The organism is Streptomyces sp. NPDC005576 (genome assembly GCF_042871745.1).
In the GTDB taxonomy this organism is placed as follows: domain Bacteria; phylum Actinomycetota; class Actinomycetes; order Streptomycetales; family Streptomycetaceae; genus Streptomyces.
Genome location: NZ_JBIAJC010000001.1, coordinates 651,618 through 676,338, shown reverse-complemented (window position 1 = coordinate 676,338; position 24,721 = coordinate 651,618). Strand labels below are relative to the sequence as shown.

Genomic DNA, 24,721 nt, shown 5'->3' with positions numbered 1-24,721 from the left:
TCGCGCGGTGGACGTCAGTCGGTTTCGTCGCCGAAGTCGGGGCGGATCCCCCGGGCGAACTGGACCTCGTCGTTGGAGGTACCGGCAGCCACCATGGGCCAGACCATGGCGTCCTCGTGGACGATGAAGTCCACCACGACCGGACGGTCGTTGATCGAGTTGGCCTTCTCGATGACCGCGTCGAGATCGGCCGGGTCCTCGCAGCGCAGTCCGACGCATCCCATCGCCTCGGCGAGCAGGACGAAGTCCGGGACGCGTGTCCCCCGGACCGGTCGCTCCTCCCCCTCGCCGGCCGTGGGGCCGGAGTGCAGCACGGTGTTGGAGTACCGCTGGTCGTAGAAGAGGCTCTGCCACTGGCGGACCATCCCGAGGACACCGTTGTTGATGACCGCGACCTTGATCGGGATGTTGTTCAGCGCGCAGGTGGCCAGCTCCTGATTGGTCATCTGGAAGCAGCCGTCACCGTCGATCGCCCACACGGTGGATCCCGGGAGGCCGGTCTTGGCACCCATCGCGGCGGGAACGGCGTAGCCCATCGTTCCGGCTCCGCCGGAGTTCAGCCAGCGGGCGGGCCGTTCGAAGCCGATGAACTGCGAGGCCCACATCTGGTGCTGGCCGACGCCCGCCGTGAAGACCGTTCCCTCCGGGGCGAGTTGGCCGATGCGCTCGATGACCTGCTGGGGAGCCAGTCCGCCCGCGGGTGCGGGGTCGTAGCTGAGCGGATAGCGGTTGCGCCAGTCGTTCAGCTGCTTCCACCAGGCCGTGAGGTCCCGGCCGGCGCCCGACTCCTGCTCGGTCCGGACGGCGATGATCAGCTCGGTCAGCAGATCGCGGGCGTCGGCGACGATCGGCAGGTCCGCCCGCCGGTTCTTGCCGATCTCGGCGGGATCGATGTCGGCGTGCACGACCTTGGCGTACGGGGCGAAGCTGTCCAGCCGGCCCGTGACACGGTCGTCGAAGCGGGCGCCCAGCGCGACGATGAGGTCGGCCTTCTGCAGCGCGGTGACCGCCGCGACCGTACCGTGCATGCCGGGCATGCCGAGGTGCTGGGGATGGCTGTCGGGGAAGGCACCGAGCGCCATCAGCGTGGTGGTGACCGGCACGCCGGTCAGTTCCGCCAGGGCTTTCAGCTCCTCGTCGGCTCCCGCCTTGACGACACCGCCACCGACGTAGAGCACCGGGCGTTCGGCCGCCAGGAGCAGCTTGGCCGCCTGGCGGACCTGCTTGGTGTGCGGCTTGGCGATCGGGCGGTAGCCGGGCAGGTCGTTGCGCTGCGGCCAGTGGAAGGTGGTCTGCCGCTGCATGGCGTCCTTGGCGATGTCGACCAGGACCGGGCCGGGGCGGCCGGTGGCGGCGATGTGGAAGGCTTCCGCGATCACCCGGGGGATGTCATCCGGGTCGGTGACCAGGTAGTTGTGCTTGGTGATCGGCAGGGTGATGCCGCAGATGTCCGCCTCCTGGAAGGCGTCCGTACCGATCATCGCCGAGGGCACCTGTCCGGTGATGGCGACGATGGGAACCGAGTCCATGTAGGCGTCGGCGATCGCGGTCACCAGGTTGGTGGCCCCCGGTCCGGAGGTCGCCATGCAGACGCCGACCCTGCCGGTGGCCTGCGCGTAGCCGGTGGCCGCGTGGCCCGCGCCCTGTTCGTGGCGGACGAGGACGTGACGGACCCTGGTCGAGTCCATCAGGGGGTCGTACGCGGGAAGGACCGCTCCGCCCGGAATGCCGAAGACGGTGTCCACTCCGACCTCTTCGAGCGAGCGGATCAGGGACTGGGCCCCCGTCAGACCGGTCTCGGCGACGGCCCCGGGGGTACCGGTGTCGTCGGTGGTGGTCCGCGGGGCGGGGGTGGTGGAAGGGGCTTCCGGACCGTGTGCGCGGTCCGTCGTGTGTGTGTTCATCGTGCCGACCTCTCGGTTTCGTCGACTGTGGGGACCCGTGGGAAGGGCGGGGGCCGGCCCGTGGCCTCGCGTTCGCATCGGTGCGCGTCCGCTCGGACCACGTGGCCGTTGTCGTGAAACCGGGGCAGCAGGATCTTTCTCCGCGCCGGTATCCGGCGCCGCGCGCTGAGAGGTGGTTCAGCAGGTGATGCGGCGCCACACCGTCTTGGGGCGGCCGGGGCTCTGGTGGGCCGGGCCGCGCGAGGGTGGGAGTGTCGCGGCTCAGCCCTTGCGGGCCGCCGCACGTGCGGTGAACTGGAGGAAGAGCAGGGCTGCGACCGCCAGCGCCGCCCCGAGACCGTACACGGTGGTCGCCCCGTGGGGGAGCGCGATTCCGCCGAGCACCGTCCCCAGGCCGATGCCCAGGTAGATGCCGGAGGAGTTCAGGGAGACCACCAGCGGGGCTTCCTGCGGGGCGACCTCGATGAGGCGGTGCTGCTGCGCGGGCGTCTGGCACCAGCTGCTCGCGCCCCAGAGGAGGACGAGCACGCCGACCAGGAGCATCAGGGAGACATGGCCGGCCGCGACCCAGGTCAGCAGGCCGAGCGCGAGCACCATGGCGATGTAGCCGACGGTCAGGACCCGGACGGAGCCCCAGCGGTCGGTGGCGTAGCCGGACGCCAGGTTGCCGAGTACGGCGCCCAGTCCGTACAGGAAGAGCATCCACAGGTCCGCGTGGTCGGGGACCCGCACCGCCCGCAGGACCGGGACGCTGTAGGCGTACGCGGTGTAGCTGGCCCCCATGCCGAGCACGGTGAGCGGCAGCACGGCCAGGACGGCGGGCCGGCGCAGCACGGCGAGCCGGGTGCGCAGCGGAACGCGTACGTTCCCCGGCAGGGCCGGCATGATCAGTCGCACTCCGGCGGCGATGAGCACGCAGAGCCCGGCCACGATGCCCAGGGCGGTGCGCCAGCCGAGCCAGTGGCTGGCGAGGTTGCCCAGCGGCACGCCGAGCGCGGTCGCGACGGTGAGGCCGCCGATCACCACGGCCAGGGCCCGCGCCCGGAGTTCGGGGCGCACGAGCGCGGCGCTCACCGCGCCGGCGCTCGGTGTGTAGGCCGCCGCGCCCGCTGCCGCCAGGACCCGGCTGATGATCAGCACGGCCAGGTTCGGCGCCAGCGCCGAGCACAGGTTGGCCAGGCCGAGGGTGATCAGCGCGCCGACCAGCAGCGCCCGGCGGGGCAGGCGCGCGGTCGCCGTGGCGAGCACGGGCGAGAGTACGGCGTAGGCGGCGGCGAACACCGTGATGGACTGGCCGGCGGCCGCCGCCGAGACGTGCAGGTCGTCGGCCATGGACGGCAGGAATCCGGCGACGACGAAGGCGTCCGTGCCGACGGCGAAGGTGCCCAGGGCCAGCACCAGGGTCGACGACAGGCCGCTCTGCTCGGGCGTGTCCTGGCCGCCGGCCGATCGGCGGCCGGACGCAATCGAGACATTGGACATCCAGGTTCTCCTTGCTTGTACGCGCTCACTCCACGGGGTGCTGCGTGCTCAGCGGCCGATGCGCTCGTGATGGCGCCGCGCCCGCTCGGCGGCGGAGGCGGGTGCGGCGGCCATGAGGTCCGCCACGGTCTGCGCGGCGAGTTCCCTGCGCCACACCAGCTCGGCCCTGCGCATCGCGCCGGCGACACCGCAGGGCTGCTGGAACTCGTGGGCGGGTGCGCCCGCCCCTTCTCCCCGCTGCCGGATCTCGGTGCACTGGAAGACGTCGTCCGGACCGTCGATGGCGGCGACGACATCCATGAGCGTGATCCGCTCGGGCCGCCTGGCCAGCCGGAAACCACCCCGCGCTCCCGGGGTGGACGTCAGGATGCCTGCCCGGTCCAAGGCCTGCAACTGCTTGTTCAGGTAGGCCGGCGGCAGGTCGAACCAGGCCGCGAGCCTGGCCGACGACACCGCCTCGGCGTCCCCGAGCCACGCCAGCGTCAGGCAGCAGTGCAGCCCCCACTCGACTCCCGCACTCATCCGCATAACCAGGACACTACACGTCCAGGTTCCATTTTCGCGCGCTCTCCCCGGAATCTGTCACCCCTGCGGGGGTTGCTGCGCACAGCAGTTGACGTCACCCCAGGTCTGGCCGGGAGGTGCGCGGACACGGGTACGGAGCTCGGTCACGGTCAGGCGCCGCTGCCGGTCCGGAGAAGGACCCGTCTGCCGTTCAGATCGCCCCGCTCCATCCGGCGGTGGACGTCGGCTGCGGCGCTCAACGGGAGCACCTCGGTGCTCCGGGGGCGGAGACGCCCGGCGGCGAGGAGCCGGTTGACGGTGGTGGCGGCCTCGGCGAGTTCGGCGCTGGTGGCGTGGGAGATCACGAAGCCCACGATCGAGCAGTCCTTCATGTAGAGCGCCCCCGCCGGGAGCACCGGACGCGAGCGGGCGCCGGCCAGCAGGACGATCCGGCCGCGTGGGGCGAGCAGGTCGACGGCGGTGGCGAGGTCGTTCGAGCCGGAGGTGTCGAGATGGGCGTCGACGCCGCGCGGGCTGATGTCGCGCACGCGCCGGGCCAGTTCGGGGTCCCGGTAGTCGAGCACCTCCGCCGCGCCCAGGCCGCGACAGTAGTCGGCGTCCTCGGCGGAGGCGGTGGCGATCACCCGGGCGCCGGCCTCGGCGGCCAGTACGACCAGCGCGCCGCCGACGTTTCCGGCCGCACCGCCCACCAGGACGGTCTCACCGGGCCGGACGCGGCCGTGGGTGAAGAGGCCGAGATGCGCTGTCGCGGCCGGATGCACCATGGCCACCGCCTCGTCCGGATCCACGCCTTCGGGGAGGTGGTACAGGCGGTCGGCCGACACCACGGCCTGTTCGGCGGCGGCCCCTTGGCGCCCGCCGTGGCCCAGGCTGTTGGACCAGACCGGGTCGCCGACGGCGAAGCCCGGGGTGCTCGGCCCGGTCGCGGCGACCGTGCCGACCAGATCACGGCTCACCACGAGCGGGAACTCGGCGGGGGTCCTGAAGAGCCCGGATCGCACGAAGGTGTCCACCGGATTGACGGTCGTGACCGTGACGTCGACCAGTACGTCGGTCGGGCCCGGCCTGGGGGCGGGGATCTCGCCGTAGCGGATGTTCTCCGGCGGTCCGAGTTTCTCTATGAAGGCTGCACGCATGGTCACGGAGTCTCGCACCACCCCGGCGAAGACCGTCGTGATGAGGGGTTTTTCCGTCAACTCCACATCGGAGAGGCCCGTCCGATGGTCCGGCCACACATGCGCGGTGGTGTGTCCGGACCTCCGGAAGGCGCTCGGCGGCCGGATGGTGGTCCGGCCATCGGTCACCGCGCGCGGCAGGTGTTCTGTGCACCTGGGCCGGATCCGAAAGAGCTGCCTAGCGTGGAGCCGCTTGAACCCGCGTTCGATCTTCTGCGTTGAGGAGAGCTCGATGAATCACGTTGGCCTGCACAGGGGGGACGTGCGGCGACAGGGGAACGTATCGGTGTGCGCCGACGTCCACGACGTCGTCCTCACCGAGCTGTGCTCGTTCCTGTTCGCCTCGCTGGCCCGGGCGGACCAGCGCCGCAAGGGCGTCGAGTACGTGCGGGGGCTGCTGGGCGCCCAGGGCCGGAAGTCGATCCGCAACATAGCGGGCCTGACCGGTGGCCAGGCCACCGAACAGAACCTGCACCACTTCGTCAGCAGCTCGACGTGGGACTGGGGTCCGGTCCGTCAGGCACTGGCGGACCACCTGGTACGAGTCGCCCCGCCGCAGGCCTGGGTGGTGCAGCCGATCGTCATCCCGAAGGCGGGAGAGCGTTCGGTCGGCGTGGACCGCAGGTTCATCCCCTCGCTCGGCCAGGTGCTCAACGCGCAGCAGGCCGTCGGCGTCTGGTCGGCGTCGGAGGAGGTGAGCGTGCCGGTGAACTGGGGGTTGCACCTCTCGCAGGCCTGGCTCGACGACGCGCCGCGGCGCAGGCAGGCGTCCATCCCGGAGAGCGTGGACCCGCAGACGCTCGGCGAGTGCGCGGTGGAGACGTTCCTGGAGCTGATGTCGGCATGGCGGCTGCCGGTGCGGCCCGTGGTGATGGACGCGCGGGAGGCGGACGGCATGACGATGGTGCGGCGGTTGCAGGGCGCGCACGTGCCGTTCGTGGCCCGGGTCACCAGTACCCTCGCGCTGAGCCTCGTCGACCAGGCGTTGCCGGGCCACGGCGCCGACGCGCTTCCGGCCCACCAGATCCTCGGGGCGGCCCGGGACCTGCGGCGGCCGGTGGCGTGGACGGACCACGCCCAGGAGTCGAGGCAGCGGACCAGCCTGGTCGCCGGGGTCCGGGTCCGGATTCCCTCGCGCGGCCGGCGCCTGTCCCTGCCCGGCCACCGCCCGGTGCGCGGCGACGGGGATCTGCTGCTGATCGGGGCGGGGACGAACGGAAGGCGCTGGCCCCAGGAGTTGTGGCTGACCGACCTGACGGAGCAGTCGCCGGCCACGTCGTTCCGCCTGAGCAGGCTGACGGGCCGGGTCGAGCGGGACTTCACCGAGATCGCCGATCAGGTGGGGATCAGGGATTTCGCCGGGCGCTCGTTCGGCGGCTGGCACCGCCATGTCACTCTCGCCTCGGCCGCCCACGCGGTCACCGCGCTGGCCTGGGCCAACGACCGCCGACTGTGCCGGGCGTCCTGAGGGCCACGGCGGCGGTCCGGCCGGACCGGGTGAGCACCCCCGGCCCGGCGGGCCTCAGGACCGGCCCGCCGACCCCGGCGGGGCACTCCGTCCGATCAGGATCTCGCGGATGCGCGAGAGCCTGAGCGCGAGCTGGACCTCGAGCGCGCGCTCGGGTCGCTGCCAGTCCCGTCCCAGGAGTTCACCGATCCGCTCCAGCCGGCGGGCGACCGTGTTGGGATGGACGTGCAGCCGCTGGGCCGCGTGCGTCGGGCTGTTGCCCGTCTCGAAGTAGGCGGTGAGGGTCCGGGTGAGTTCGGTCTGCCGCAGCTGGTCGTACTCGAGTACGGGACCGATCACCGACTCGACGAAGCCCTCGGCGCTGCGGTCGTCCCCGAGCAGCACACCGAGGAAGCCCAGTTCGCGTGCGGAGGCGGAGTGTCCGGTGGTGCCGATGGCCGTCATCGCGTCGAGGCAGCGCAGCGCCTCCCGGTGGCAGTGGAAGACGGAGGCCGCGTCGGTGACCGGCCCGGCACCGGCGACCGTCACCGGTTCGTCGAGCAGGAGCGGCAGTTCGTCGGAGACCGCCGCCGCGGCCGCGCCCGCGTCGGTGCCCGGCAGAAGCAGCACGACGCTGTCGGTGTGGACGGTCTTGAGCCCGTTCATCCGGTGCGCGTACGAGGAGGCCCAGGTGAAGGCCTTGCCGCGGGCTTCGCCCTCGGGCCGGGCGATGACCACGACGTGGGGTGTGCTGAGGTCCATGCCGAGCCGACGGGCACGTTCCTCCAGTTGGCGCGGCGGCCGGGGCGGAACGGCGAGCAGTTCTTCCAGGAGTTCGTCGTGGGCGCGGCCCTGGGTCACGGCGGTCTTGCCGGCTTCCAGCAGCAGCTGGACCGCCACCGCCTGCGCGACCAGCCGCAGCAGCTGGTTGTCGCGTTCCGTGGGGTGTTGTTCGGGCTTCAGCAGCAGCGCGCCGAGATTCTCCTGACCGGCGCTGATCGGCGTGGCCCACATGCCGCCGTCGATCGCGACCGGCTCACCGGCGGCATGGGCCTCCATGATGGCCGATGCCGTGGCGGCGAGGCCGGCTTCCGGTATCCGGCCGACCGTCGTGAGGACCGTGCCGTTGGCCGCGCAGATCCGCACGCTGCCGCGCAGGTACCGGCTCGCCACCGTGGCCAGCGTCTTCGGGTCCGCACCGTTCAGACCCAGCTCGATCAGTTCGCGGTGGATCCGGCCGAGCTCGCGGCTCTCGGCCAGGTCCCCGGCCGTCCGGGCGTTCTCCCTGGTCAGGACCTGCGCGGTGGTGACGGTCCGCTCCAGGAGCTTGGTCCGTTCGATGGCCAGGCCGGCCAGGTCGCCCAGGGAGCTGATCAGGGAGATCTCGTCCCTGGTGAAGTGGCGTACGGAGCGGTCGGCGACGTAGAGGGCACCGAAGGGAAGCGCGTCGTGGCTCAGCGGGACGGCCAGGATCGCCCGCAGCCCCTCGACCCTGACCACCTCGTCGATGTTCGGACTGTGCTTTATCCCGGGGTCGTTGAGATAGTCAGGGGTCCAGACCGGTCCCAGATTGGCCAGGGCGGTGTTGCCCAGTCCGGCGTTCCCGGGCAGCCGGAGCCCGACGTTGAGTGTGGACGTGTGACCGTCCGAGGCGTGCACGTACGAGACCCCGTCCTCCGGACTGGGGAGGCTGATGTAGGCCATGTCCACACCGAGCAGCAGTCGCGCACGACGGGTGACGACCTTGAACATCACGTCGAGATCGTTGGGGATGACCAGGTCGCGCGCGGTGTCCAGCAGCATGGACAGACCGGCATCACGCTGCTGCCGGCGTTCCCGCCGGGCGTGGATGTTCAGGGCGAGCTGGGTCGTGGTCTCCAGGATGTCCAGCTCGTCGGCGGTGGCGCCGTCGCGGCGCGCCTGCGCCACGAGTGCCTCGAAACGCGCCGGCGGGGCCTCGTCCGCCAGCAGTCTCAGTACCGCCAGTGCGTCCGTCCCGCCCGGATCTCCTTGCCGCGCCATGACGCCCCCGCCCTCTGCCCCCACTGGTGTGCGGCCGCGACCACGTGTGATCGCCAAATTACTTACCGGGGTGGCCGGAGTCAACGTTTTGTTGATCTTGTTCAAGGGGTGGACGGTGGCCGGGGCACCACGGCCGGCGGTCCGTTGTGTTGCTGGGTCACCTTCCACCCATGCGGTCCCGTGGGCAGGATTCCACCGGAAGACGGCACGGAGGGCGGCTGCGCCCGATGGCCGAACAGGCATTCAGAGGAAACGATCATGAAGGTGGTACAGGACTACCGTCGGTCCCTGGAAAGGAGCCGGCAGGCCCTGGAGCAGAAGGACCGGCCGGCGAGTTTCAGACTGTGCGGGCGGGAGTGGGACCTCCTGCCGGAGGTGTTCGCGCCGGTGTACTCGCCGACCACGGCGTTCTCCATGGAACTGATGGGCCTGGCGGATCCGGCGGCGTCCCCGCGGACCGGCTCACTGCTGGAGATCGGCTGCGGGACCGGGGTGATCGCGGTGGCCAGCGCGCTGAGCGGCTGCACGTCGGTGGTGGCCACCGACATCAACGAGGCGGCGGTCCGGAACACGGCGATGAACGCCGTACGGCACGGCGTTCAGGAGCGCGTACGGAGCGTGCGCAGCGACCTGTTCGCCGGCCTGGCCGCGGACGAGCGCTTCGACACGGTCTTCTGGCACTCCAACTACGTCCTGGCTCCGGAGAGTTACCAGTACAAGACCATGCACGAACGCGGCTACGTCGATCCGGGGTACGCGACGCACCGCCGGTATCTGGCCGAGGCGCCTCACCGCCTGACGCCGGAGGGGATCGCGCTGCTGCACTTCAGCGGGCGCGGCGACCTGGTCACCCTGACCCGGATCGCCGACGCGTGCGACCGGACGCTCAGGGTGGTGCGCAGTGCCGTCTTCCAGGAGGGTGAGCACGAGGTGGAGCACATGCTGCTCGCGGTGGAGCCGACATGCTGACCGAACGTCACACAGCGTTGCCCACCAGCCCGTCGGAAGGCTCCGTGCGCACGCTGCTGATCGACAACTACGACTCGTTCACCTACAACCTCTTTCACTATCTGGCCGAGGTGAACGGCCGGGAGCCCGAGGTCGTGGTCAACGACGACCCCCGCTGGAACCTCAGGTACGTGGCGGAGTTCGACAACGTCGTGCTGTCCCCCGGACCTGGCAGTCCGACCCGTGCCGCGGACTTCGGCATCTGCCAACAGGTGCTGGAAGAGGGGTCCTTGCCCATCCTGGGAGTGTGCCTGGGGCATCAGGGGCTGGCGGCACTGTACGGAGCCCGGGTGCACCGCGCACCGGAGCCCTGCCACGGCCGTGTCTCCCCCGTGCTGCACACCGGAACCGACCTCTTCGAAGGACTCCCTTCCCCCTTCCGGGCGGTCAGGTACCACTCGCTGGCCGTCGACCGGCTGCCGTCCGAGCTGGAAGCCACCGCCTGGACTCCCGACGGAGTCCTGATGGGAGTGCGGCATCGCGAACGCCCTTTGTGGGGGGTGCAGTTCCATCCGGAATCGATCGGCGGCGAGTACGGGCACCAGCTCCTGGACAACTTTCGCCGGCTGACGCGGCAGCGCGGCTCCGGCCGACCCGTCCCCCGTGCGGCGGCGGCCCCCGGCGAGGCCGGCCCGCGCCCGTCGGCTGTCCGGACGGCCTCCGACGAGGCACCGCCGCGCCGGCTCCGCGTCCTGACCCGCTCGACGGAGACCCGCTGGGAGGACGAACTCGCCTTCGACCGGATCTTCCGCCAGGGCGAGCACGCCTACTGGCTGGACAGCAGCCGGCCCGACTCCGGCCGGGCCAGATTCTCCCTCATGGGGGATGCCGGCGGCCCGCTCGCCAGGATCGCCCGGGCCGACGTGACGAGCGGAACGGTGACGGTCCGGTCGGCGACGTCCACGGAGGTGGTCACCAGCGGCTTCTTCGAGTGGCTGGACCGCGACCTCGCGTCGATCCGGACCGAAATCCCGGAACTGCCCTTCGACTTCGCCCTCGGCTGGGTCGGCTATCTGGGCTACGAGTTGAAAACCGAGTGCGGCGGCCGGCCGGCCCACCGCTCGCAGGAACCCGACGCCGTGATGGTCTTCAGCGACCGCGCGCTGGTCCTCGACCACGCCACCGGCACCACGCATCTGCTCGCCCTCGCGGACGAGGGCACGGAGGAGCAGGCCCGGAGCTGGCTGGAGGAGACCGCCGCGCAGCTGGCCGGACTCACCGGGCGCGGCGCCTTGCACCCGCCCCGGCCCGAGCCTCTCGACGCCCTGCGCATGCGGCACGACCGGGCCGCCTACCTGGACCTCATCGACATCTGCCAGGAGGAGATCGCCGCCGGCGAGACGTACGAGGTCTGCCTCACCAACATGATCGAGGCCGACGGGGCACCGGACCCCTGGCAGGGCTACCGGTTCCTGCGCCGCCACAGCCCGGCTCCGTTCGGAGCCCTGCTGCGTTTCGGTGACCTCTCCGTGCTGAGCACCTCGCCCGAACGGTTCCTGCGGGTGGACCGCCACGGCGTCGCGGAGTCCAGGCCGATCAAGGGGACCCGGCCGCGCGGGGCGACACCGGGCGAGGACGAGGCGCTGGCGGCCGAACTGCGGACCAGCGAGAAGGACCGCGCCGAGAACCTGATGATCGTGGACCTGGTCCGCAACGACCTCGGGCGCTGCGCGGAGATCGGCTCGGTGGAAGCGGGCGACGTCTTCCGCGTCGAGACGTACGCGAGGGCCCACCAACTGGTCAGCACGGTGCGCGCCACGCTGCGGGCGGACTGCTCGGCCGTCGCGGTCACCCGGGCGGCCTTCCCGCCCGGTTCCATGACGGGCTGCCCGAAGGTGCGCACGATGGAGATCATCGACCGGCTGGAACAGGGGCCCCGCGGGGTGTACTCCGGCGCCATCGGATATTTCTCGCTGACCGGGGCGGCGGATCTCAGCGTGGTGATCCGCACCGCGGTGATCACGCCGGGGCGGCTGCGCTACGGCGTCGGCGGCGCGATCATCGCGCTCTCCGACGCGGCGGAGGAGTTCGAGGAGACCGTGGTCAAGGCTGCGCCGCTGCTCGCCCTGGCAGGACTGGAGCTGCCGGAACGCGACCCGGACCCCCTGATCCACTGAGCGGTTCGTGCCCCGTCCGGAGGCCTTCACCGGCGGTCGGCCGACGGCCCGCGGCGCACGGCAGGAGAGTGCCGATCGCCGCGGGCCGCCGGCCGCCGGTTCACCCGCCGCGCCGCCGGCCGGTACAGCGGGAGGGCGTACCGGGCGCTGCGTCCGCGCCACTTCAGACCACCGTCCCGTCCGCGGACGGCGCCGGAGGGCGCGCCGGGCCGGGCGCGGGTAAGCGGTCGCCCTGCTCCCCGTGACCGAGGGGCGCACGTCCGGAGAGCGGTGCGCACCGGGAGACCGGATCGCGCGGAAGCGTGGCGTCCGTGCACACCACCGGGAGGGCTGCCATGGAAGGATCACCACACTTCGCGTCGTCCGTGCCGAGGGATTCGAACAGCAATGGACGGATGATAGGCCGCCGTTCGGTCCGGCTCGACTCCCCGGCCCCGTTGATGTCAAGTCGGTCGTGACCTGCCGTCCTGCCGGGACGCCGGGCCCTCGAAGGGCGCGCCGCACCGGACCTGATGGAGTATCGGCCACCTGACGAAGTGCGCCGGCGGCCGTTGGCAGCGCCCGGCGCCGGGTCCCAGGATCGGGACGAACCGCAGCCGTCCGGCGGCCGGCCACGCAGACCATCGCCGGCCAGGGGCGCTGCGCTTCCCACCCACCCGTCGCGGGGGGGGCGGTCCTGGTCCACCGACAGCGCGCCTCGTCCCCAGGGGCCGCAGCCGCCCGGGGGCGGCGACCGCACTCGCCCGGTGCCGGCCGTACCGGCCACCCCCACCTCCATGCCACTTCTGGCTTCTCCGAGTCGCTTTCTCGCGAGACCCGCCCGGCCGCCGAGGCCACCGTACTTTCGCTCCGGGAGTCACTCATGGTCACCGCACCGTCTGCCGTCCGGTCCAGACCGGCTCTGCAGCAGCCCGACTGGGCCGACAGCGAACACATACAGGACGTCAGGAACGAACTCGCCGGACGGCCGGCCCTGGTGGCCGCCGAGGACACGCGCCGGCTGCGCTCGCTCCTCGCCGACGTGGCCGCCGGGGAGGCGCTGGTGATGCAGACCGGCGACTGCGCGGAGGACCCGGCGGAGTGCTCGGCCGACTACGTCGCCCGCAAGTGCGGCCTGCTGGACGTCCTGGCGGGCCTCATGAGGATGAGTACCCACAAGCCGGTGGTCAGGGTCGGCCGGATGGCCGGCCAGTTCGCCAAGCCCAGGTCGAGTCCGACCGAGATCGTCGGCGGCGTCGAACTCCCGGTCTACCGGGGCCACATGGTCAACTCCCCCGAGCCCGACCCCACGTTGCGGCAGCCCGACCCCCGGCGCCTGCTCGACGGTTACCGGGCGGCCGGCGAGGCCATGACCCATCTGGGATGGCTCGACCCGGCGGGGCGCTCGGCCGCCTCTCCGCCGGTGTGGACCAGCCACGAGGCGTTGCTCCTCGACTACGAGCTGCCGATGATCCGGCAGGACGAGGACGGCCGGCCGCTGCTGACCTCGACCCACTGGCCGTGGATCGGTGAGCGGACCCGCCAGGTGGACGGCGCCCACGTGGCGTTGCTCGCCTCCGTCGTCAACCCGGTGGCCTGCAAGGTCGGCCCGAACATGGCGGTCGACGAGCTGCTGGAGCTCTGCGCGGTGCTCGACCCGGAGCGCATCCCGGGGCGCCTGACCCTCATCGCGCGGATGGGTGCGCATGCGGTCGCCGACCGGCTGCCGCCGCTGGTCGGGGCGGTGAAGGCGGCCGGACACCCGGTCGGCTGGCTCACCGACCCGATGCACGGCAACACCGTCACCGCGCCGGGCGGGCTCAAGACGCGCCTGGTGGACACCGTGGTCCGGGAGGTCCGGGACTTCCAGTACGCCGTGCGCTCCGCGGGCGGGGTGGCCGGCGGGCTGCACCTGGAGACCACCCCCGACGACGTCACGGAGTGCGCCTCCCACGCGTCCGGGGCGGCCCACGTCGGCGACAAGTACACCAGCTTCTGCGACCCGCGACTCAACCCCGATCAGGCCGTGGCCGTGGTGTCGGCCTGGCAGGGCTGACGACGGGTCCGCGGACCACACCGACCGACAAACTCCGGGCCGGCACCGGGCCGGCAGACAGGGAGAGCCGACACATGATCAACACGGTCAACGCGGTCAGCACCGTCGACGAGGTCGCGTTCGTCACGGGGGCGGCGGGGGGCATCGGCGAGGCCGTCGTCCGGGCACTGGCCGAACGAGGAGCGGTGGTGGCCGCCGCCGACCGGGACGCCGAGGGTCTGCGCGAGGTCGTGGCCAAGCTGACGGCGGAGGGCCTGCGGGTCACGGCCTTCCCGCTGGACGTCACCGACAGTTCCGCCGTCGAAGCGGTGGTCGACGCGGTGGAACGGGAGCTCGGTCCGGTGGAGCACCTGGTCAACACGGCGGGCGTACTGCGTCTCGGTGACGTACGGGAGTTCACCGACGAGGACTGGCTGGCCACCTTCGGGGTCAATGTGCACGGCGTGTTCCACGTGTCCCGCGCGGTGGTCAACCGGATGATCCCGCGCGGCCGCGGGGCGGTCGTCACCGTGGCGTCGAACGCCGCCGCCACGCCTCGCGCGGGGATGGCCGCGTACGCCGCCTCCAAGGCCGCCGCGACGATGTTCACGAAGAGCCTGGGGCTGGAGGTCGCCGGGCACGGCATCCGCTGCAACCTGGTGGCGCCCGGCTCGACCGACACCCCGATGCTCAGCTCCATGTGGCACGACGAGTCGGGCCCGAAGGGCACCATCCAGGGCCGGCCGGAGGCGTTCCGGGTGGGTATCCCCCTGGGCCGGCTGGCCCAGCCCTCGAACGTCGCCGACGCGGTGGCCTTCCTCCTCTCCGACCAGGCCTCCCACATCACCCTGCACGACCTCACCGTCGACGGCGGCGCCGGTCTCGGCGCCTGACCCGCCGTACCGCCGGGGCCCGGGGCCGCGGCCCCGGGCCCCGGCACCACCCGCACGCAGAACGTTCCCAGCAAGGAGAAAAGGCTATGGCAGGCCTACCGGCCATCGAGTCGTACCCCATGCCGACAGCGGGCGAACTGCCCGGCAACACCGCGACGTGGAGCGTCGATCCCGACCGCGCGGTGCTGCTCGTCCACGACATGCAGCGCTACTTCCTGGAGCCCTTCCCGGCCACCGCGGCGCCGGGCGGCGATCTCGTACGGAACGCCGTCGCGCTCCGCGAACGGGCCGCCGCACTGGGCATGCCGGTCGCCTACACCGCCCAGCCGGGAGGAATGACTCCGGAGCAGCGCGGTCTGCTCGCGGACTTCTGGGGCGCGGGCATGCGGGTGGATCCGGCGGACCGCGAGGTCGTCGAGCCGCTGGCACCGGCGCCGGGCGACTGGGTATTCACCAAGTGGCGTTACAGCGCCTTCTTCCGCTCCGACCTGCTGGAGCGGATGCGCGCGGCGGGCCGGGACCAGCTCGTCATCTGCGGCGTGTACGCGCACGTCGGCGTGCTGATGACCGCGGTCGAGGCCTTCACCAACGACATCCAGCCGTTCCTGGTGGCGGACGCGGTCGCCGACTTCTCCGCCGACTACCACCGGCTCGCCCTGGAGTACGCCGCCGAACGCTGCGCGATGGTGGTCACCACCAAGGAGGTCTTCGTATGAGCGCGGACCTCCTGGGGCGGGTGCTCGCGGGGCGGGCGCCGGCCTTCGCCCTCCTGCACCGGCCCGAGGCGGCCGGCCGGGGAACCCTGGACGTGCTGCTCGGCGAGGTCACCACGCCGGCGACGCTGGCCGAGATCCCGCTGCCCGCACCGGCCGGGCCGGAGGGCGGTGCCCGCCACGAGGTTCTGGCGATCGTTCCCTACCGCCAGATCGCCGAGCGCGGCTTCGCGGCCACCGACGACGGTTCCCCGTTGATCGCGATGACGGTCACCGAGCAGGCCACGATGGGGCTCGCCGACGCGCTGGCGCTGATCCCGGACACCCCGATCGAGCTGACCGACGGCCACTTCGACGTCGCCGACGACGAGTACGCCGAGATCGTCCGCCGGGTGGTCGCCGACGAGATCGGCCGGGGCGAGGGCGCGAACTTCGTCATCAAACGGTCCTTCGTCGCGGACATCACCGACTACACGCCGGCCGCCGCCCTGGCCTTCTTCCGCCGTCTGGTGGAGCGCGAGGCGGGCGCCTACTGGACGTTCGTCGTGCACACCGGCGACCGGACCTTCGTCGGGGCCACCCCCGAGCGCCATCTCAGCCTGAGCGACGGCGTCGCGGTGATGAACCCGATCAGCGGCACGTACCGGTACCCGGCCTCCGGACCGAGCCTCCACGGGGTGATGGACTTCCTCGCGGACCGCAAGGAGGCCGACGAGCTGTACATGGTGGTCGACGAAGAGCTCAAGATGATGGCCCGCATCTGCGACACGGGCGGCCGGGTGGTCGGCCCGTACCTCAAGGAGATGGCCTGGCTGGCGCACACCGAGTACTTCATCGAGGGCCGCACCGGTCGCGATCCGCGCGAGATCCTGCGGGAGACGATGTTCGCGCCCACCGTCACCGGCAGCCCGCTGGAGAGCGCCGCCCGGGTCATCGGGCGGTACGAGCCCACCGGCCGGGGCTACTACAGCGGCGTGGTCGCGCTGTTCGGCCGGGACGAGCGGGGCGGGCGCGCCATGGACTCGTCCATCCTGATCCGTACCGCGGAGATCGGCCGGACCGGACGGATCGCGATCGGCGTGGGTGCCACGCTGGTCCGCCACTCCGACCCGCTCTCCGAGGTGGCCGAGACCCGGGCCAAGGCGGCCGGCCTGCTGTCGGCGCTCGAGTCGGGCGGGCCCCGGAGCTTCGCCGACCACCCGAGCGTGCGGGCCGCGCTGGAGCGGCGCAACGCCACCATCGCGGACTTCTGGCTCAGCGGGCGGGAGGCCGCGGGCGGCCCGTCGCCCGAACTCGCCGGTCGCCGGGTGCTGGTGATCGACGCCGAGGACACCTTCACCTCGATGATCGACCACCAACTGCGCTCGCTCGGACTCGATGTGACGGTGCGACGGTTCGACGAGGACCACACCGTGGACGGGTACGACCTGGTCGTCATGGGCCCCGGGCCGGGCGACCCGCAGCAGTCCGATCACGCCAAGATCGCCTCCTTGCGGGCGACGGCGCAAAGGCTCCTGGACGACCGGCGGCCGTTCGTCGCGGTCTGCCTGAGCCACCAGGTGCTGAGCGGGCTGCTCGGCTTCGGGCTGCGCCGCCGTGACGTCCCGAACCAGGGCGTCCAGCGGGAGATCGACCTGTTCGGCTCCCGGGAGCGGGTCGGCTTCTACAACACCTTCGTCGCCACCAGCGCGGTGGACGTGATCGAGGCCGAGGGGGTGGGACCGGTCGAGGTGAGCCGGGACCGGGAGAGCGGTGAGGTGCACGCGCTGCGTGGCCCGCACTTCGCCTCGATGCAGTTCCACGCCGAGTCGGTGCTCACCCAGGATGGCCCCCGGATCGTCCAGGGCCTGATCACCGCGCTGCTGCCGTCGGTCGCGCTCTCCTCACGGTAGCGGCCCGGCCGACGCGCGAGCGGGGTGGACGCGGCCGGCCCGTACCGGGGAATTCCCGGTACGGGCCGACGCGCGTCCAGCCGCCCGGTGGTCAGCGGGCTTCGTCCTGGGGGGTGTTCAGCTGCCGGGCCAGCTCCAGGCGCTTGATCTTCGTGGTGGCGGTGTGCGGCAGGTCGTCCAGCCGGCGCTGTACCGGCTCCGCCAGCTCGGGGAGACCGGTGACCGCGCCGCGCCACCGGGCGAGGTCGAGCGGCCGGTCGTCCCGGGTGCACACGACGGGTACCGGCGCCCCGCCCGCACCGGGGACGATGATGACCTCCAGCAGCTCCGGGAGCCTCGTGAAGAGCTTGTCCTCGATGTCCAGCGTGCTGCTGATGCCGGGGATCTCGTCGACCTCCCGGTCCAGCAGGTGGAGGCAGCCCAGCCTGGTGCGGTAGCCGAGGTCCCCCATCTGCCACCAGCGCCCTTCGGAGAACTGGTTGTCGAACCGGTCCTCCTCGCCGAGGTACGTGACGATCTGCCCGCCGCTGCGCGCCTCGATACGGCCCGGGTTCTCCTTGGTCGGCGGCCTGCCGTCCCGGCTCACCACCCGCATCTCGGTCAGGCCGGGGAAGTTCACTCCCACGCACCTGCCGTCGGCGCCGGCCCGGTGCTTGCGGGTGTAGGTACGGGCAGCGATGGCGCCGGTCTCGCTCTGCCCGTAGGTCTGCGCGAAGAACGGCATGCTGCGCTCCGACGCCCCCAGCAGGGTCTCCACGGTCCGCGGGTGGATGGCGTCGAAGGTATTGCTGAAGCACCGGACCCGCGCGAGCGGCTTCGCCGGGTGCTTCGCCAGCGTCTCCCAGTTCAGCAGCGTGTTGGGGTGGGACTCGATGACTCCCGGGGGGACGCGGGCGAAGAGCTCGGCGGCGCGCTCCGGGTCGTCGTCCCGCAGCAGGATGAGCGGGTGGCCGCGCAGCGCGAACAGCGCCACCCCGCTGATCATGCGGGAGTGCGCGAAGGAGACGTGGACGGCGATGGGTTCGTGACGTCCCACCGGAGCGAGCAGCACCGACTGCGGACGGCAGCGCGCCTGGATCGTGTGGCCCGTCTGCACCGCGAGTTTCGGCAGGCCGGTGGTGCCCGAGGTGTGCGTGATGAGCGCGGGCAAATCCTGCGGCATGGTCACCGGGGAGACGCGTTCGGCCCCCGCGAGGGCGGCGAGCGATGTCGCCCCCGGGAACTCCCCGGTCGCCACCAGCACCCTTTCGGCCAGCTCGAAGACCTCGGCGGGCAGTTCGGACTCCAGCTTCGGCTGGTCCGTGAGCAGGGTCGGCCGCCCGAGCCGCTGCAGCAGCCGGGCAACGGTGGCGCCGTCCAGTTTCGGTGAGAGCAGCACCGGCACCCCGCCGACGCGCGCGACGCTGTAGGCGAGCAGCGAGATGTCGAAGTTGTCCGACTTGTGGATGACCACACGTTCCCCGGGCCGCACCCGTGCCGCCCACAGCCGGGAGGCGGTGTCGTCGACCAGGCCGGCGATCTCCGTGAGGGTGATGCGGCGCCCCAGCTCGGGCGCGATGTCGAGATCGTGATCCAGATAGACAGGGTTCGCGGGGTGACGCGCGGCCGCCCGGTCGAAGACCGTGCCCAGCTGGATGCCCTTGTTGCCGACCCGTTGCAAGAACATGCTTCTCTTCCCGTTCGTTTGGTCTCGGAAGCGAAATCGCACTCCGCCACCGGCCGGCCGTGTCCCGGGGTGGGTCGCGGCCGACGAGGCCGGAGTCGTGGAGCGGGCGTCGAGGGTCACGGCGGGGTGCGGGCGCCGCCGCACCGTTGCCTTCCCGGTGGATGCCGGCGTCGCCCCCGTGCCCCCGCAGTCGGCGTCCGGAAGAACTCCGCGTGTACATCCTCGGGCGCCTCTTCGGCGGCGACCAATGGTGAGCGCCGCACTGTGTCAACTCGGGCCCCGCGCCCGGCGGGGCGGGCCGCTGGGAACCGTCCGCCGCGGTCCGCCACCTGACAAGGTCGGGCGGGGATGGTTGCCCGGCCTCTCCGGTCCGGGCAGGCTCGATCCCACCGGGGCCGGCATCCCCCCAAGGGCCACGACCCGGCGGGCGGCGTCCGGGCCCGGGGCGGCCCGTGCCCCGGGCGGCACGGGCCCGGCGGCAGCCGCCCGCGTCCCCCCGTGGCCCGACACCTCCGGGTACCACCACGAATCCACGAGAGCGGGCCTGAAGGCATCCGCGGGCGGGCAACGACGCCGCGCCCGGAGCGGGTACGTCCCGGGCCCCCACCGTCGCCGGCGTCCGGACGCCGTCTTTCCCACCGTGGCGCGCACCGCACACAGGAGAGGACACATGACCACCATCCCCCGACGGCCCACCGACCCGGTCGACGGCCGGTGGATCGACGACTGGCGCCCCGACGACCCGCGGTTCTGGGCGGACGGAGGCCGTCACGTCGCCCGCCGGAACCTGATCCGGTCGATCCTCTCCGAGCACCTCGGCTTCACCGTCTGGACGCTGTGGAGCGTGGTCGCGGTCAGGCTCGGCGGCGGTTCCCTCTCCACCGACCAGCTGTTCTGGCTGATCGCCCTCCCCAACCTGGTCGGGGCCCTGCTGCGGGTGCCCTACACCTTCGCCCCCGCCCGGTTCGGCGGTCGCAACTGGACCGTGGTCAGCACCCTGCTGCTGCTCGTCCCGGCCGGCCTGCTCGGCATCGCCGTCGACGACCCCTCCACGCCGTACTGGGTCCTCCTGCTGATCGCCGCGACCGCCGGTGTCGGCGGCGGCAACTTCGCCTCCAGCATGGCCAACATCACCCACTTCTACCCGCGGTCGAAGCAGGGTGCCGCTCTCGGCCTGAACGCGGCCGGCGGCAACATCGGCGTCAGTTCCGTGCAGCTGGTGGTGCCCTGGGTCATCACCACCTTCGGTCTCGCCGCGGCCGGCTGGATCTGGCTGCCGGTCATCCTGCTCGCGGCGTACGCGGCGTACCGGGGGATGGACAACCTGCGGAGCGCCGGCTCCACCGCAGCGGCACAGCTCAGGATCGCGGGCAGCGCCCACACCTGGATCATGTCGGTGCTCTACGTCGGCACCTTCGGCTCCTTCATCGGATACGCGACCGCGCTGCCGCTCCTCGTCCAGGTGGAGTTCCCCGAGCAAGGCCTCGCCCCGTACGTCGCGCTGGGCGCACTGATCGGCTCCTGCACCCGGCCGGTCGGCGGCAGGCTGGCGGACCGCTGGGGCGGTGCCCGGGTGACGCTGTGGAACTTCGCGGTGATGGGAGCGGGCGCCCTCGGCGTGGTGGTCGCGCTGCGCGCCCACAGCTACCCGCTCTTCCTCGGCGCGTTCCTCCTGCTCTTCGTCACCGCCGGCGTCGGCAACGGCTCCACCTACCGGATGATCCCGGCGATCTTCACGGCCCGCTCGGCCCGGCTCGCGCGGCTGCGTCCGGGCGCCGACGAGGAGGCCGTGGCCGCCCGGGGCCGCCGTGACAGTGCCGCCGCGCTCGGCATCACCTCCGCGATCGGCGCGCTCGGCGGGTTCTTCGTCAACCGCGCCTTCGGTGCGTCGGTCGCGGCCACCGGGAACGCCGAGGCGGCGCTGATCGCCTTCGCCGTCTTCTACGCGTGCTGCCTGGGCCTGACCTGGCTCTGCTACCTGCGGCGCGGGGCGAGCGCCCGGACGCCGGCGCCCGGCCTGGTGGACCTCCGTGTCTGAGCCGTCGGCGCGGACGCCCGCCCCGGCGCCCCGGACCCCGCCCACCGCGACGCACTGCCCGTACTGCGCCCTCCAGTGCGGGATGTGGCTGGAGCCCGGCCCGGAGGGCCTGACCACCGTACGGCCACGGGCCCTGGCAGCCCGCCCGGGCGGTGCGCCGGGCCGGGCGGCGCTCTGCCAGAAGGGCTGGACGTCGGTGGAACTGCTCCACTCCCCCGAACGGTTGCTCACCCCCCTGGTCCGCCGCGACGGCGAACTCGTCCCCGCCTCCTGGGAGGAGGCCATGGACCTGATCGTCCGGCGGGTCCGGCGGCTCCAGCGGCAGGACGGCGCGGACGCCGTCGCGGTCTTCGGCGGCGGCGGGCTGACCAACGAGAAGGCCTACCAGTTGGGGAAGTTCGCCCGGGTCGCGCTCGGTACCTCGCGGATCGACTACAACGGCCGCTTCTGCATGTCCTCGGCCGCCGCAGCGGGCAACAGGGCCTTCGGGCTCGACCGGGGCATGCCGTTCCCGCTGGCCGACGTCGCCGAGGCCGGCGCGATCCTGCTGATCGGTTCCAACCCGGCCGAGACCATGCCCCCGTTCACGCAGTACCTGCTGGCGGCCCGCGAGGCCGGCGGGTCCCTGATCGTCGTCGATCCGCGCCGCACCCCCACCGCGGAGCACGCGACCCTGCACCTCCAGCCGGCGCCCGGCACCGACCTGGCCCTCGCCAACGGCCTGCTGCACATCGCGATCGCCCTCGGGCACCTGGACGAGGAGTTCGTCGCCCGCCGCACCACCGGCTACGACGAGGTTCGGCGGGTGGTGGCCAACTACTGGCCCGAGCGGGTCGAGCGCATCACCGGCGTTCCCCTGCGCGACCAGCGGCGGGCCGTCCAGCTCCTGGCCGGCGCCGAGCGGTCGATGGTGCTCACCGCGCGCGGCGCGGAGCAGCACAGCAAGGGCACCGACACCGTCTCGGCCTTCGTCAACCTGGCGCTGGCGCTCGGTCTGCCCGGCACTCCGGGCGCCGGATACGCGTGCCTGACCGGCCAGGGAAACGGCCAGGGGGGCCGCGAACACGGCCAGAAGGCCGACCAGTTGCCCGGCTACCGCCGGATCGACGACCCCGCCGCCCGGCGCCACGTCGCCGGCGTGTGGGACGTACCGGAGGAGTCGCTGCCCGGGCCCGGGCCCAGCGCGTACGAGCTGCTGGACGCGCTCGGTACCCCTGCCGGGGCGCGCGGGCTGCTGGTCTTCGGCAGCAATCCGGTCGTCTCCGCCCCGAACGCCCGGCACGTCGAGGCACGGCTGCGCTCCCTGGACCTGCTGGTCGTCTCGGACCTGGTGCTCAGCGAGACCGCCGCGATCGCGGACGTCGTCCTGCCGACCGCACAGTGGGCCGAGGAGGACGGCACGATGACCAATCTGGAGGGGCGCGTGCTGCGCCGCCACAGGCACCGGCCGCCGCCTCCCGGCGTGCGCACCGACCTGGAGATGATCGCGGACCTGGCTTCGCGGCTGGGCCACGCCGCCCGCTTCCCGGCCGAGCCCGAGGCCGTCTTCGAGGAGCTGCGCCGGGCCAGCAGGGGCGGGGTGGCGGACTACTCGGGCATCAGCTACCGCCGGATCGACGAGGAGGACGGCGTTCACTGGCCCAGCCCGGAGCGGGCCGGGGCCACGGCCACGGGCACCCCCCGGATGTTCCTGGACTCCTTCGCCCACCCGGACGGGCGCGCCCGGTTCTTCCCGGTCGAGTACCGGCCGGCCGCGGAGGAGCCCGACGACGAGTACCCGCTGTACCTGACCACCGGCCGGGTCATGCAGCACTACCAGAGCGGCGCGCAGACGCGCCGGGTGCCCACCCTCCTGGCGAGCGCGCCCAGGCCGTTCGTCGAGCTCCACCCCGACCTGGCGGCCGTCCTCGGCATCGGGGAGGGCGCGCCGGTCCAGGTCGTGACCAGGCGGGGGAAGGCCGTGGCCGAGGCCCGGCTGAGCACCGCGATCCGGCGCGACACCATCTTCATGCCCTTCCACTGGGGCGGCGCCGGCCGAGCCAACTCGCTGGTCGGGTCCGCCCTCGATCCTCAGTCCCGGATGCCCGAATTCAAGGTGTCCGCCGCCCGGTTGGAGTCGGTCACGTGCGACACGTAGTAGTGGTGGGCAACGGCATGGCGGGCCACCGGATCGCCTCGGAACTGCACGCCGGCGGCTCCGAGGTGCGGATCACCGTGCTCGGTGCGGAGCCGCACGCCGCCTACAACCGGGTCCTGCTGACCAATCTGCTGGCCGGGAAGGCCGACGAACGGAGCATCCGGCTGCCGGACCTCCCGCCCGGGATCACCGTACGGACCGGCGTCGCCGTCACCGCCGTCGACCGCGCGGCGCGCACCGTGACGGCCGCCGACGGCAGCGTCACCGGCTACGACACGCTGGTGCTCGCCACCGGGGGCTCGGCGCTGCTGCCGCCGGTCAAGGGGCTCCACGGGGACGACGGGGTGCGGCTGCTGCCGGGGATCGTCGTGTTGCGGACCCTGGACGACTGCCAGGAGGTGTTCCGCCTCGTCGAGGGGGCGGAGCGGCGTACGGACGGGGACTCCGCCCGGGTCCTGGTCCTCGGCGGGGGCCTGCTCGGCCTGGAGGCCGCCCGGGGTCTGGTGCAGCGGGGCATCGGGGCGGAGATCCTCCAGGGCGGGGAGTGGTTGATGAGCCGGCAGCTGGACGGAGCCGGCGGCCGGGCCCTGCGGGCCTCCCTGGCCGAGCTGGGCGTGGCCGCCCGGGTGGGTGTCCAGGTCGAGTCGGTCGTCGGGGACAGCCGGTTCGAGGGCGTGCGGTGCGCGGACGGGCAGCTGGTCCCGGGGGACGTACTGGTCGTCGCCTGCGGTATGCGCCCGGCCACCGCCCTCGCGGCGGCGGCCGGACTGCCGGTCGGGCGCGGGATCGTCGTCGACGACCGGATGCGTACGGCCGATCCCCGGATCTTCGCGATCGGAGACTGCGCCGAGCACCGCGGGACGCTCTACGGCCTGGTCCAGCCCGCCTGGGAGCAGGCGCGGGTCGCCGCCCGGACGATCGCCGCGCTCCCCGGCACCGAGCCCTACCGGGGCACCCGGGTGGTGACCCGGCTCAAGACCACCGGTATCGACCTCGCCACCATGGGCGAGGTCGGCGCGGACGGCTCCGACGACGGGGACGAGGTGCTCACCTACCTCGACTCCAGCCGGAACGTCTACCAGAAGCTGGTCATCCGGGACGGCCGGGTGGCGGGCGCGATCCTCGTCGGTGGCAGCGCCACCGTCGGCACCATCACCCAGCTCTTCGACCGGCGGGCGGCCGTGCCGCAGGACCGGCGGCTGCTGCTCTTCCCGGAACTGGCCGGGGCGGCGGCCCGCACCACCGCTGCCGCCGACGAGTTGGTCTGCCTCTGCAACGGCGTGCCCAGGAGCGAGATCCTGCGGCACTGCGCGGGCGCGGGCGCCGCTCGTTCGGTCGCGTCCGTCGCCGCGTCGACGCGGGCGACGACCGGCTGCGGCGGCTGCCGTCCGCTGGTGGAGGAACTCCTCGCCGGGCTGCCTCCGGCCGACGGGGCCGGGTGATGGCGCTTCTCGCTGCGGGGCCGGGCGACGGGACAGGGTTCCGCCGGGCGGGCCGGCGCCGACGGCTCCGCCACCGGCGGAGGGCGGGGGCACACGGAAGCGGGGGGGGGGGGGGGGGGGGGGGGGGGGGGGGGGGGGGGCCCCGCGGGGGGGGGGGGGGGGGGGGGGCGCGGCCCGGGGGGGGGGGGGCCCCCGGCCGGGGAGTGGGGGACGGGAGTGCGCGTGGCGCCGGCGGCCGGGGCTTCG

Annotated in this window: 16 protein-coding genes; 10 read left to right on the top strand and 6 right to left on the bottom strand. The window is 72.8% G+C overall.

Annotated elements, in window-relative coordinates; genetic code table 11:
* Positions 1-14: 14 nt before the first annotated feature.
* The 4 genes from ACFYPN_RS02910 to ACFYPN_RS02895 all read right to left on the bottom strand — a co-directional run bounded on the left by ACFYPN_RS02910 (position 15) and on the right by ACFYPN_RS02895 (position 5,047).
* A complete protein-coding gene (locus ACFYPN_RS02910; RefSeq protein WP_389296530.1) occupies positions 15-1,904 on the bottom strand; it encodes an acetolactate synthase large subunit in 1,890 nt (629 codons plus the stop codon).
* Between the two features lie 261 nt (positions 1,905-2,165).
* Positions 2,166-3,386, bottom strand: a complete 1,221-nt coding sequence (locus ACFYPN_RS02905) for an MFS transporter (protein ID WP_358764720.1) — start codon at positions 3,384-3,386, stop codon at positions 2,166-2,168.
* Between the two features lie 48 nt (positions 3,387-3,434).
* Positions 3,435-3,914, bottom strand: coding sequence for an Rrf2 family transcriptional regulator (locus tag ACFYPN_RS02900; protein WP_358764722.1), 480 nt, complete (start codon positions 3,912-3,914; stop codon positions 3,435-3,437).
* A gap of 146 nt (positions 3,915-4,060) precedes the next feature.
* Positions 4,061-5,047 carry an NADPH:quinone reductase gene (locus tag ACFYPN_RS02895; protein ID WP_389296529.1) on the bottom strand — a complete coding sequence of 329 codons (987 nt, stop codon included), beginning with the start codon at positions 5,045-5,047 and terminating at the stop codon, positions 4,061-4,063.
* 271 nt (positions 5,048-5,318) lie between these two features.
* Between ACFYPN_RS02895 and ACFYPN_RS02890 the strand changes: the two genes are divergently transcribed.
* Positions 5,319-6,554: a transposase gene (locus ACFYPN_RS02890; RefSeq protein ID WP_358764726.1), complete on the top strand. Its 1,236-nt coding sequence runs from the start codon at positions 5,319-5,321 to the stop codon at positions 6,552-6,554.
* A gap of 54 nt (positions 6,555-6,608) precedes the next feature.
* Here the strand turns inward: ACFYPN_RS02890 and ACFYPN_RS02885 are convergent, their stop codons facing one another.
* Positions 6,609-8,555 (bottom strand): helix-turn-helix domain-containing protein, encoded by a 1,947-nt coding sequence (locus ACFYPN_RS02885; RefSeq protein ID WP_358764727.1) that lies wholly within the window; start codon positions 8,553-8,555, stop codon positions 6,609-6,611.
* 258 nt (positions 8,556-8,813) lie between these two features.
* On the opposite strand from ACFYPN_RS02885, the gene ACFYPN_RS02880 reads away from it, so the two are divergent.
* The 6 genes from ACFYPN_RS02880 (at position 8,814) to ACFYPN_RS02855 (ending at position 17,192) form a co-directional block, all read left to right on the top strand.
* On the top strand, positions 8,814-9,524 hold the full coding sequence (locus ACFYPN_RS02880; RefSeq protein ID WP_358764729.1) for a class I SAM-dependent methyltransferase: 711 nt from the start codon (positions 8,814-8,816) through the stop codon (positions 9,522-9,524).
* 44 nt (positions 9,525-9,568) lie between these two features.
* A complete protein-coding gene (pabB, locus tag ACFYPN_RS02875) occupies positions 9,569-11,680 on the top strand; it encodes an aminodeoxychorismate synthase component I (RefSeq protein WP_389296584.1) in 2,112 nt (703 codons plus the stop codon).
* An 862-nt stretch (positions 11,681-12,542) separates the two neighbouring features.
* Complete coding sequence (locus ACFYPN_RS02870) at positions 12,543-13,715, top strand: 3-deoxy-7-phosphoheptulonate synthase (protein ID WP_389296528.1); 1,173 nt, start codon at positions 12,543-12,545, stop codon at positions 13,713-13,715.
* Positions 13,716-13,789: 74 nt separating this feature from the next.
* Complete coding sequence (locus ACFYPN_RS02865) at positions 13,790-14,587, top strand: 2,3-dihydro-2,3-dihydroxybenzoate dehydrogenase (RefSeq protein WP_389296527.1); 798 nt, start codon at positions 13,790-13,792, stop codon at positions 14,585-14,587.
* Between the two features lie 86 nt (positions 14,588-14,673).
* The gene (locus tag ACFYPN_RS02860) at positions 14,674-15,303 is read left to right on the top strand and encodes an isochorismatase family protein (RefSeq protein WP_358764735.1); all 630 of its coding nucleotides are present in this window, start codon (positions 14,674-14,676) and stop codon (positions 15,301-15,303) included.
* On the top strand, positions 15,300-17,192 hold the full coding sequence (locus ACFYPN_RS02855) for an anthranilate synthase family protein (RefSeq protein ID WP_389296526.1): 1,893 nt from the start codon (positions 15,300-15,302) through the stop codon (positions 17,190-17,192). Before ACFYPN_RS02860 ends, ACFYPN_RS02855 begins: the two co-directional genes overlap by 4 nt.
* A gap of 91 nt (positions 17,193-17,283) precedes the next feature.
* On the opposite strand, the gene ACFYPN_RS02850 is transcribed toward ACFYPN_RS02855, so the two are convergent.
* The gene (locus ACFYPN_RS02850; protein ID WP_389296525.1) at positions 17,284-18,858 is read right to left on the bottom strand and encodes a class I adenylate-forming enzyme family protein; all 1,575 of its coding nucleotides are present in this window, start codon (positions 18,856-18,858) and stop codon (positions 17,284-17,286) included.
* A gap of 670 nt (positions 18,859-19,528) precedes the next feature.
* Here ACFYPN_RS02850 and ACFYPN_RS02845 point away from each other — a divergent pair.
* The 3 genes from ACFYPN_RS02845 (at position 19,529) to ACFYPN_RS02835 (ending at position 24,475) form a co-directional block, all read left to right on the top strand.
* Positions 19,529-20,896 (top strand): MFS transporter, encoded by a 1,368-nt coding sequence (locus ACFYPN_RS02845; RefSeq protein WP_358764740.1) that lies wholly within the window; start codon positions 19,529-19,531, stop codon positions 20,894-20,896.
* Between the two features lie 82 nt (positions 20,897-20,978).
* Positions 20,979-23,033, top strand: coding sequence for a molybdopterin-dependent oxidoreductase (locus tag ACFYPN_RS02840; RefSeq protein ID WP_358764748.1), 2,055 nt, complete (start codon positions 20,979-20,981; stop codon positions 23,031-23,033).
* A complete protein-coding gene (locus ACFYPN_RS02835; RefSeq protein ID WP_389296524.1) occupies positions 23,021-24,475 on the top strand; it encodes an FAD-dependent oxidoreductase in 1,455 nt (484 codons plus the stop codon). The genes ACFYPN_RS02840 and ACFYPN_RS02835 overlap by 13 nt, the downstream gene beginning before the upstream one ends.
* Positions 24,476-24,721 lie beyond the last annotated feature (246 nt).

Excerpts from the sequence above, each read along its gene's own strand:
- ACFYPN_RS02910 (WP_389296530.1), bottom strand. The coding sequence starts at position 1,904 with ATGAACACACACACGACGGACCGCGCACACGGTCCGGAAGCCCCTTCC.
- ACFYPN_RS02905 (WP_358764720.1), bottom strand. The coding sequence starts at position 3,386 with ATGTCCAATGTCTCGATTGCGTCCGGCCGCCGATCGGCCGGCGGCCAG.
- ACFYPN_RS02900 (WP_358764722.1), bottom strand. The coding sequence starts at position 3,914 with ATGCGGATGAGTGCGGGAGTCGAGTGGGGGCTGCACTGCTGCCTGACG.
- ACFYPN_RS02895 (WP_389296529.1), bottom strand. The coding sequence starts at position 5,047 with ATGCGTGCAGCCTTCATAGAGAAACTCGGACCGCCGGAGAACATCCGC.
- ACFYPN_RS02890 (WP_358764726.1), top strand. The coding sequence starts at position 5,319 with ATGAATCACGTTGGCCTGCACAGGGGGGACGTGCGGCGACAGGGGAAC.
- ACFYPN_RS02885 (WP_358764727.1), bottom strand. The coding sequence starts at position 8,555 with ATGGCGCGGCAAGGAGATCCGGGCGGGACGGACGCACTGGCGGTACTG.
- ACFYPN_RS02880 (WP_358764729.1), top strand. The coding sequence starts at position 8,814 with ATGAAGGTGGTACAGGACTACCGTCGGTCCCTGGAAAGGAGCCGGCAG.
- ACFYPN_RS02870 (WP_389296528.1), top strand. The coding sequence starts at position 12,543 with ATGGTCACCGCACCGTCTGCCGTCCGGTCCAGACCGGCTCTGCAGCAG.
- ACFYPN_RS02865 (WP_389296527.1), top strand. The coding sequence starts at position 13,790 with ATGATCAACACGGTCAACGCGGTCAGCACCGTCGACGAGGTCGCGTTC.
- ACFYPN_RS02860 (WP_358764735.1), top strand. The coding sequence starts at position 14,674 with ATGGCAGGCCTACCGGCCATCGAGTCGTACCCCATGCCGACAGCGGGC.
- ACFYPN_RS02855 (WP_389296526.1), top strand. The coding sequence starts at position 15,300 with ATGAGCGCGGACCTCCTGGGGCGGGTGCTCGCGGGGCGGGCGCCGGCC.
- ACFYPN_RS02850 (WP_389296525.1), bottom strand. The coding sequence starts at position 18,858 with ATGTTCTTGCAACGGGTCGGCAACAAGGGCATCCAGCTGGGCACGGTC.
- ACFYPN_RS02845 (WP_358764740.1), top strand. The coding sequence starts at position 19,529 with ATGACCACCATCCCCCGACGGCCCACCGACCCGGTCGACGGCCGGTGG.
- ACFYPN_RS02840 (WP_358764748.1), top strand. The coding sequence starts at position 20,979 with ATGTGGCTGGAGCCCGGCCCGGAGGGCCTGACCACCGTACGGCCACGG.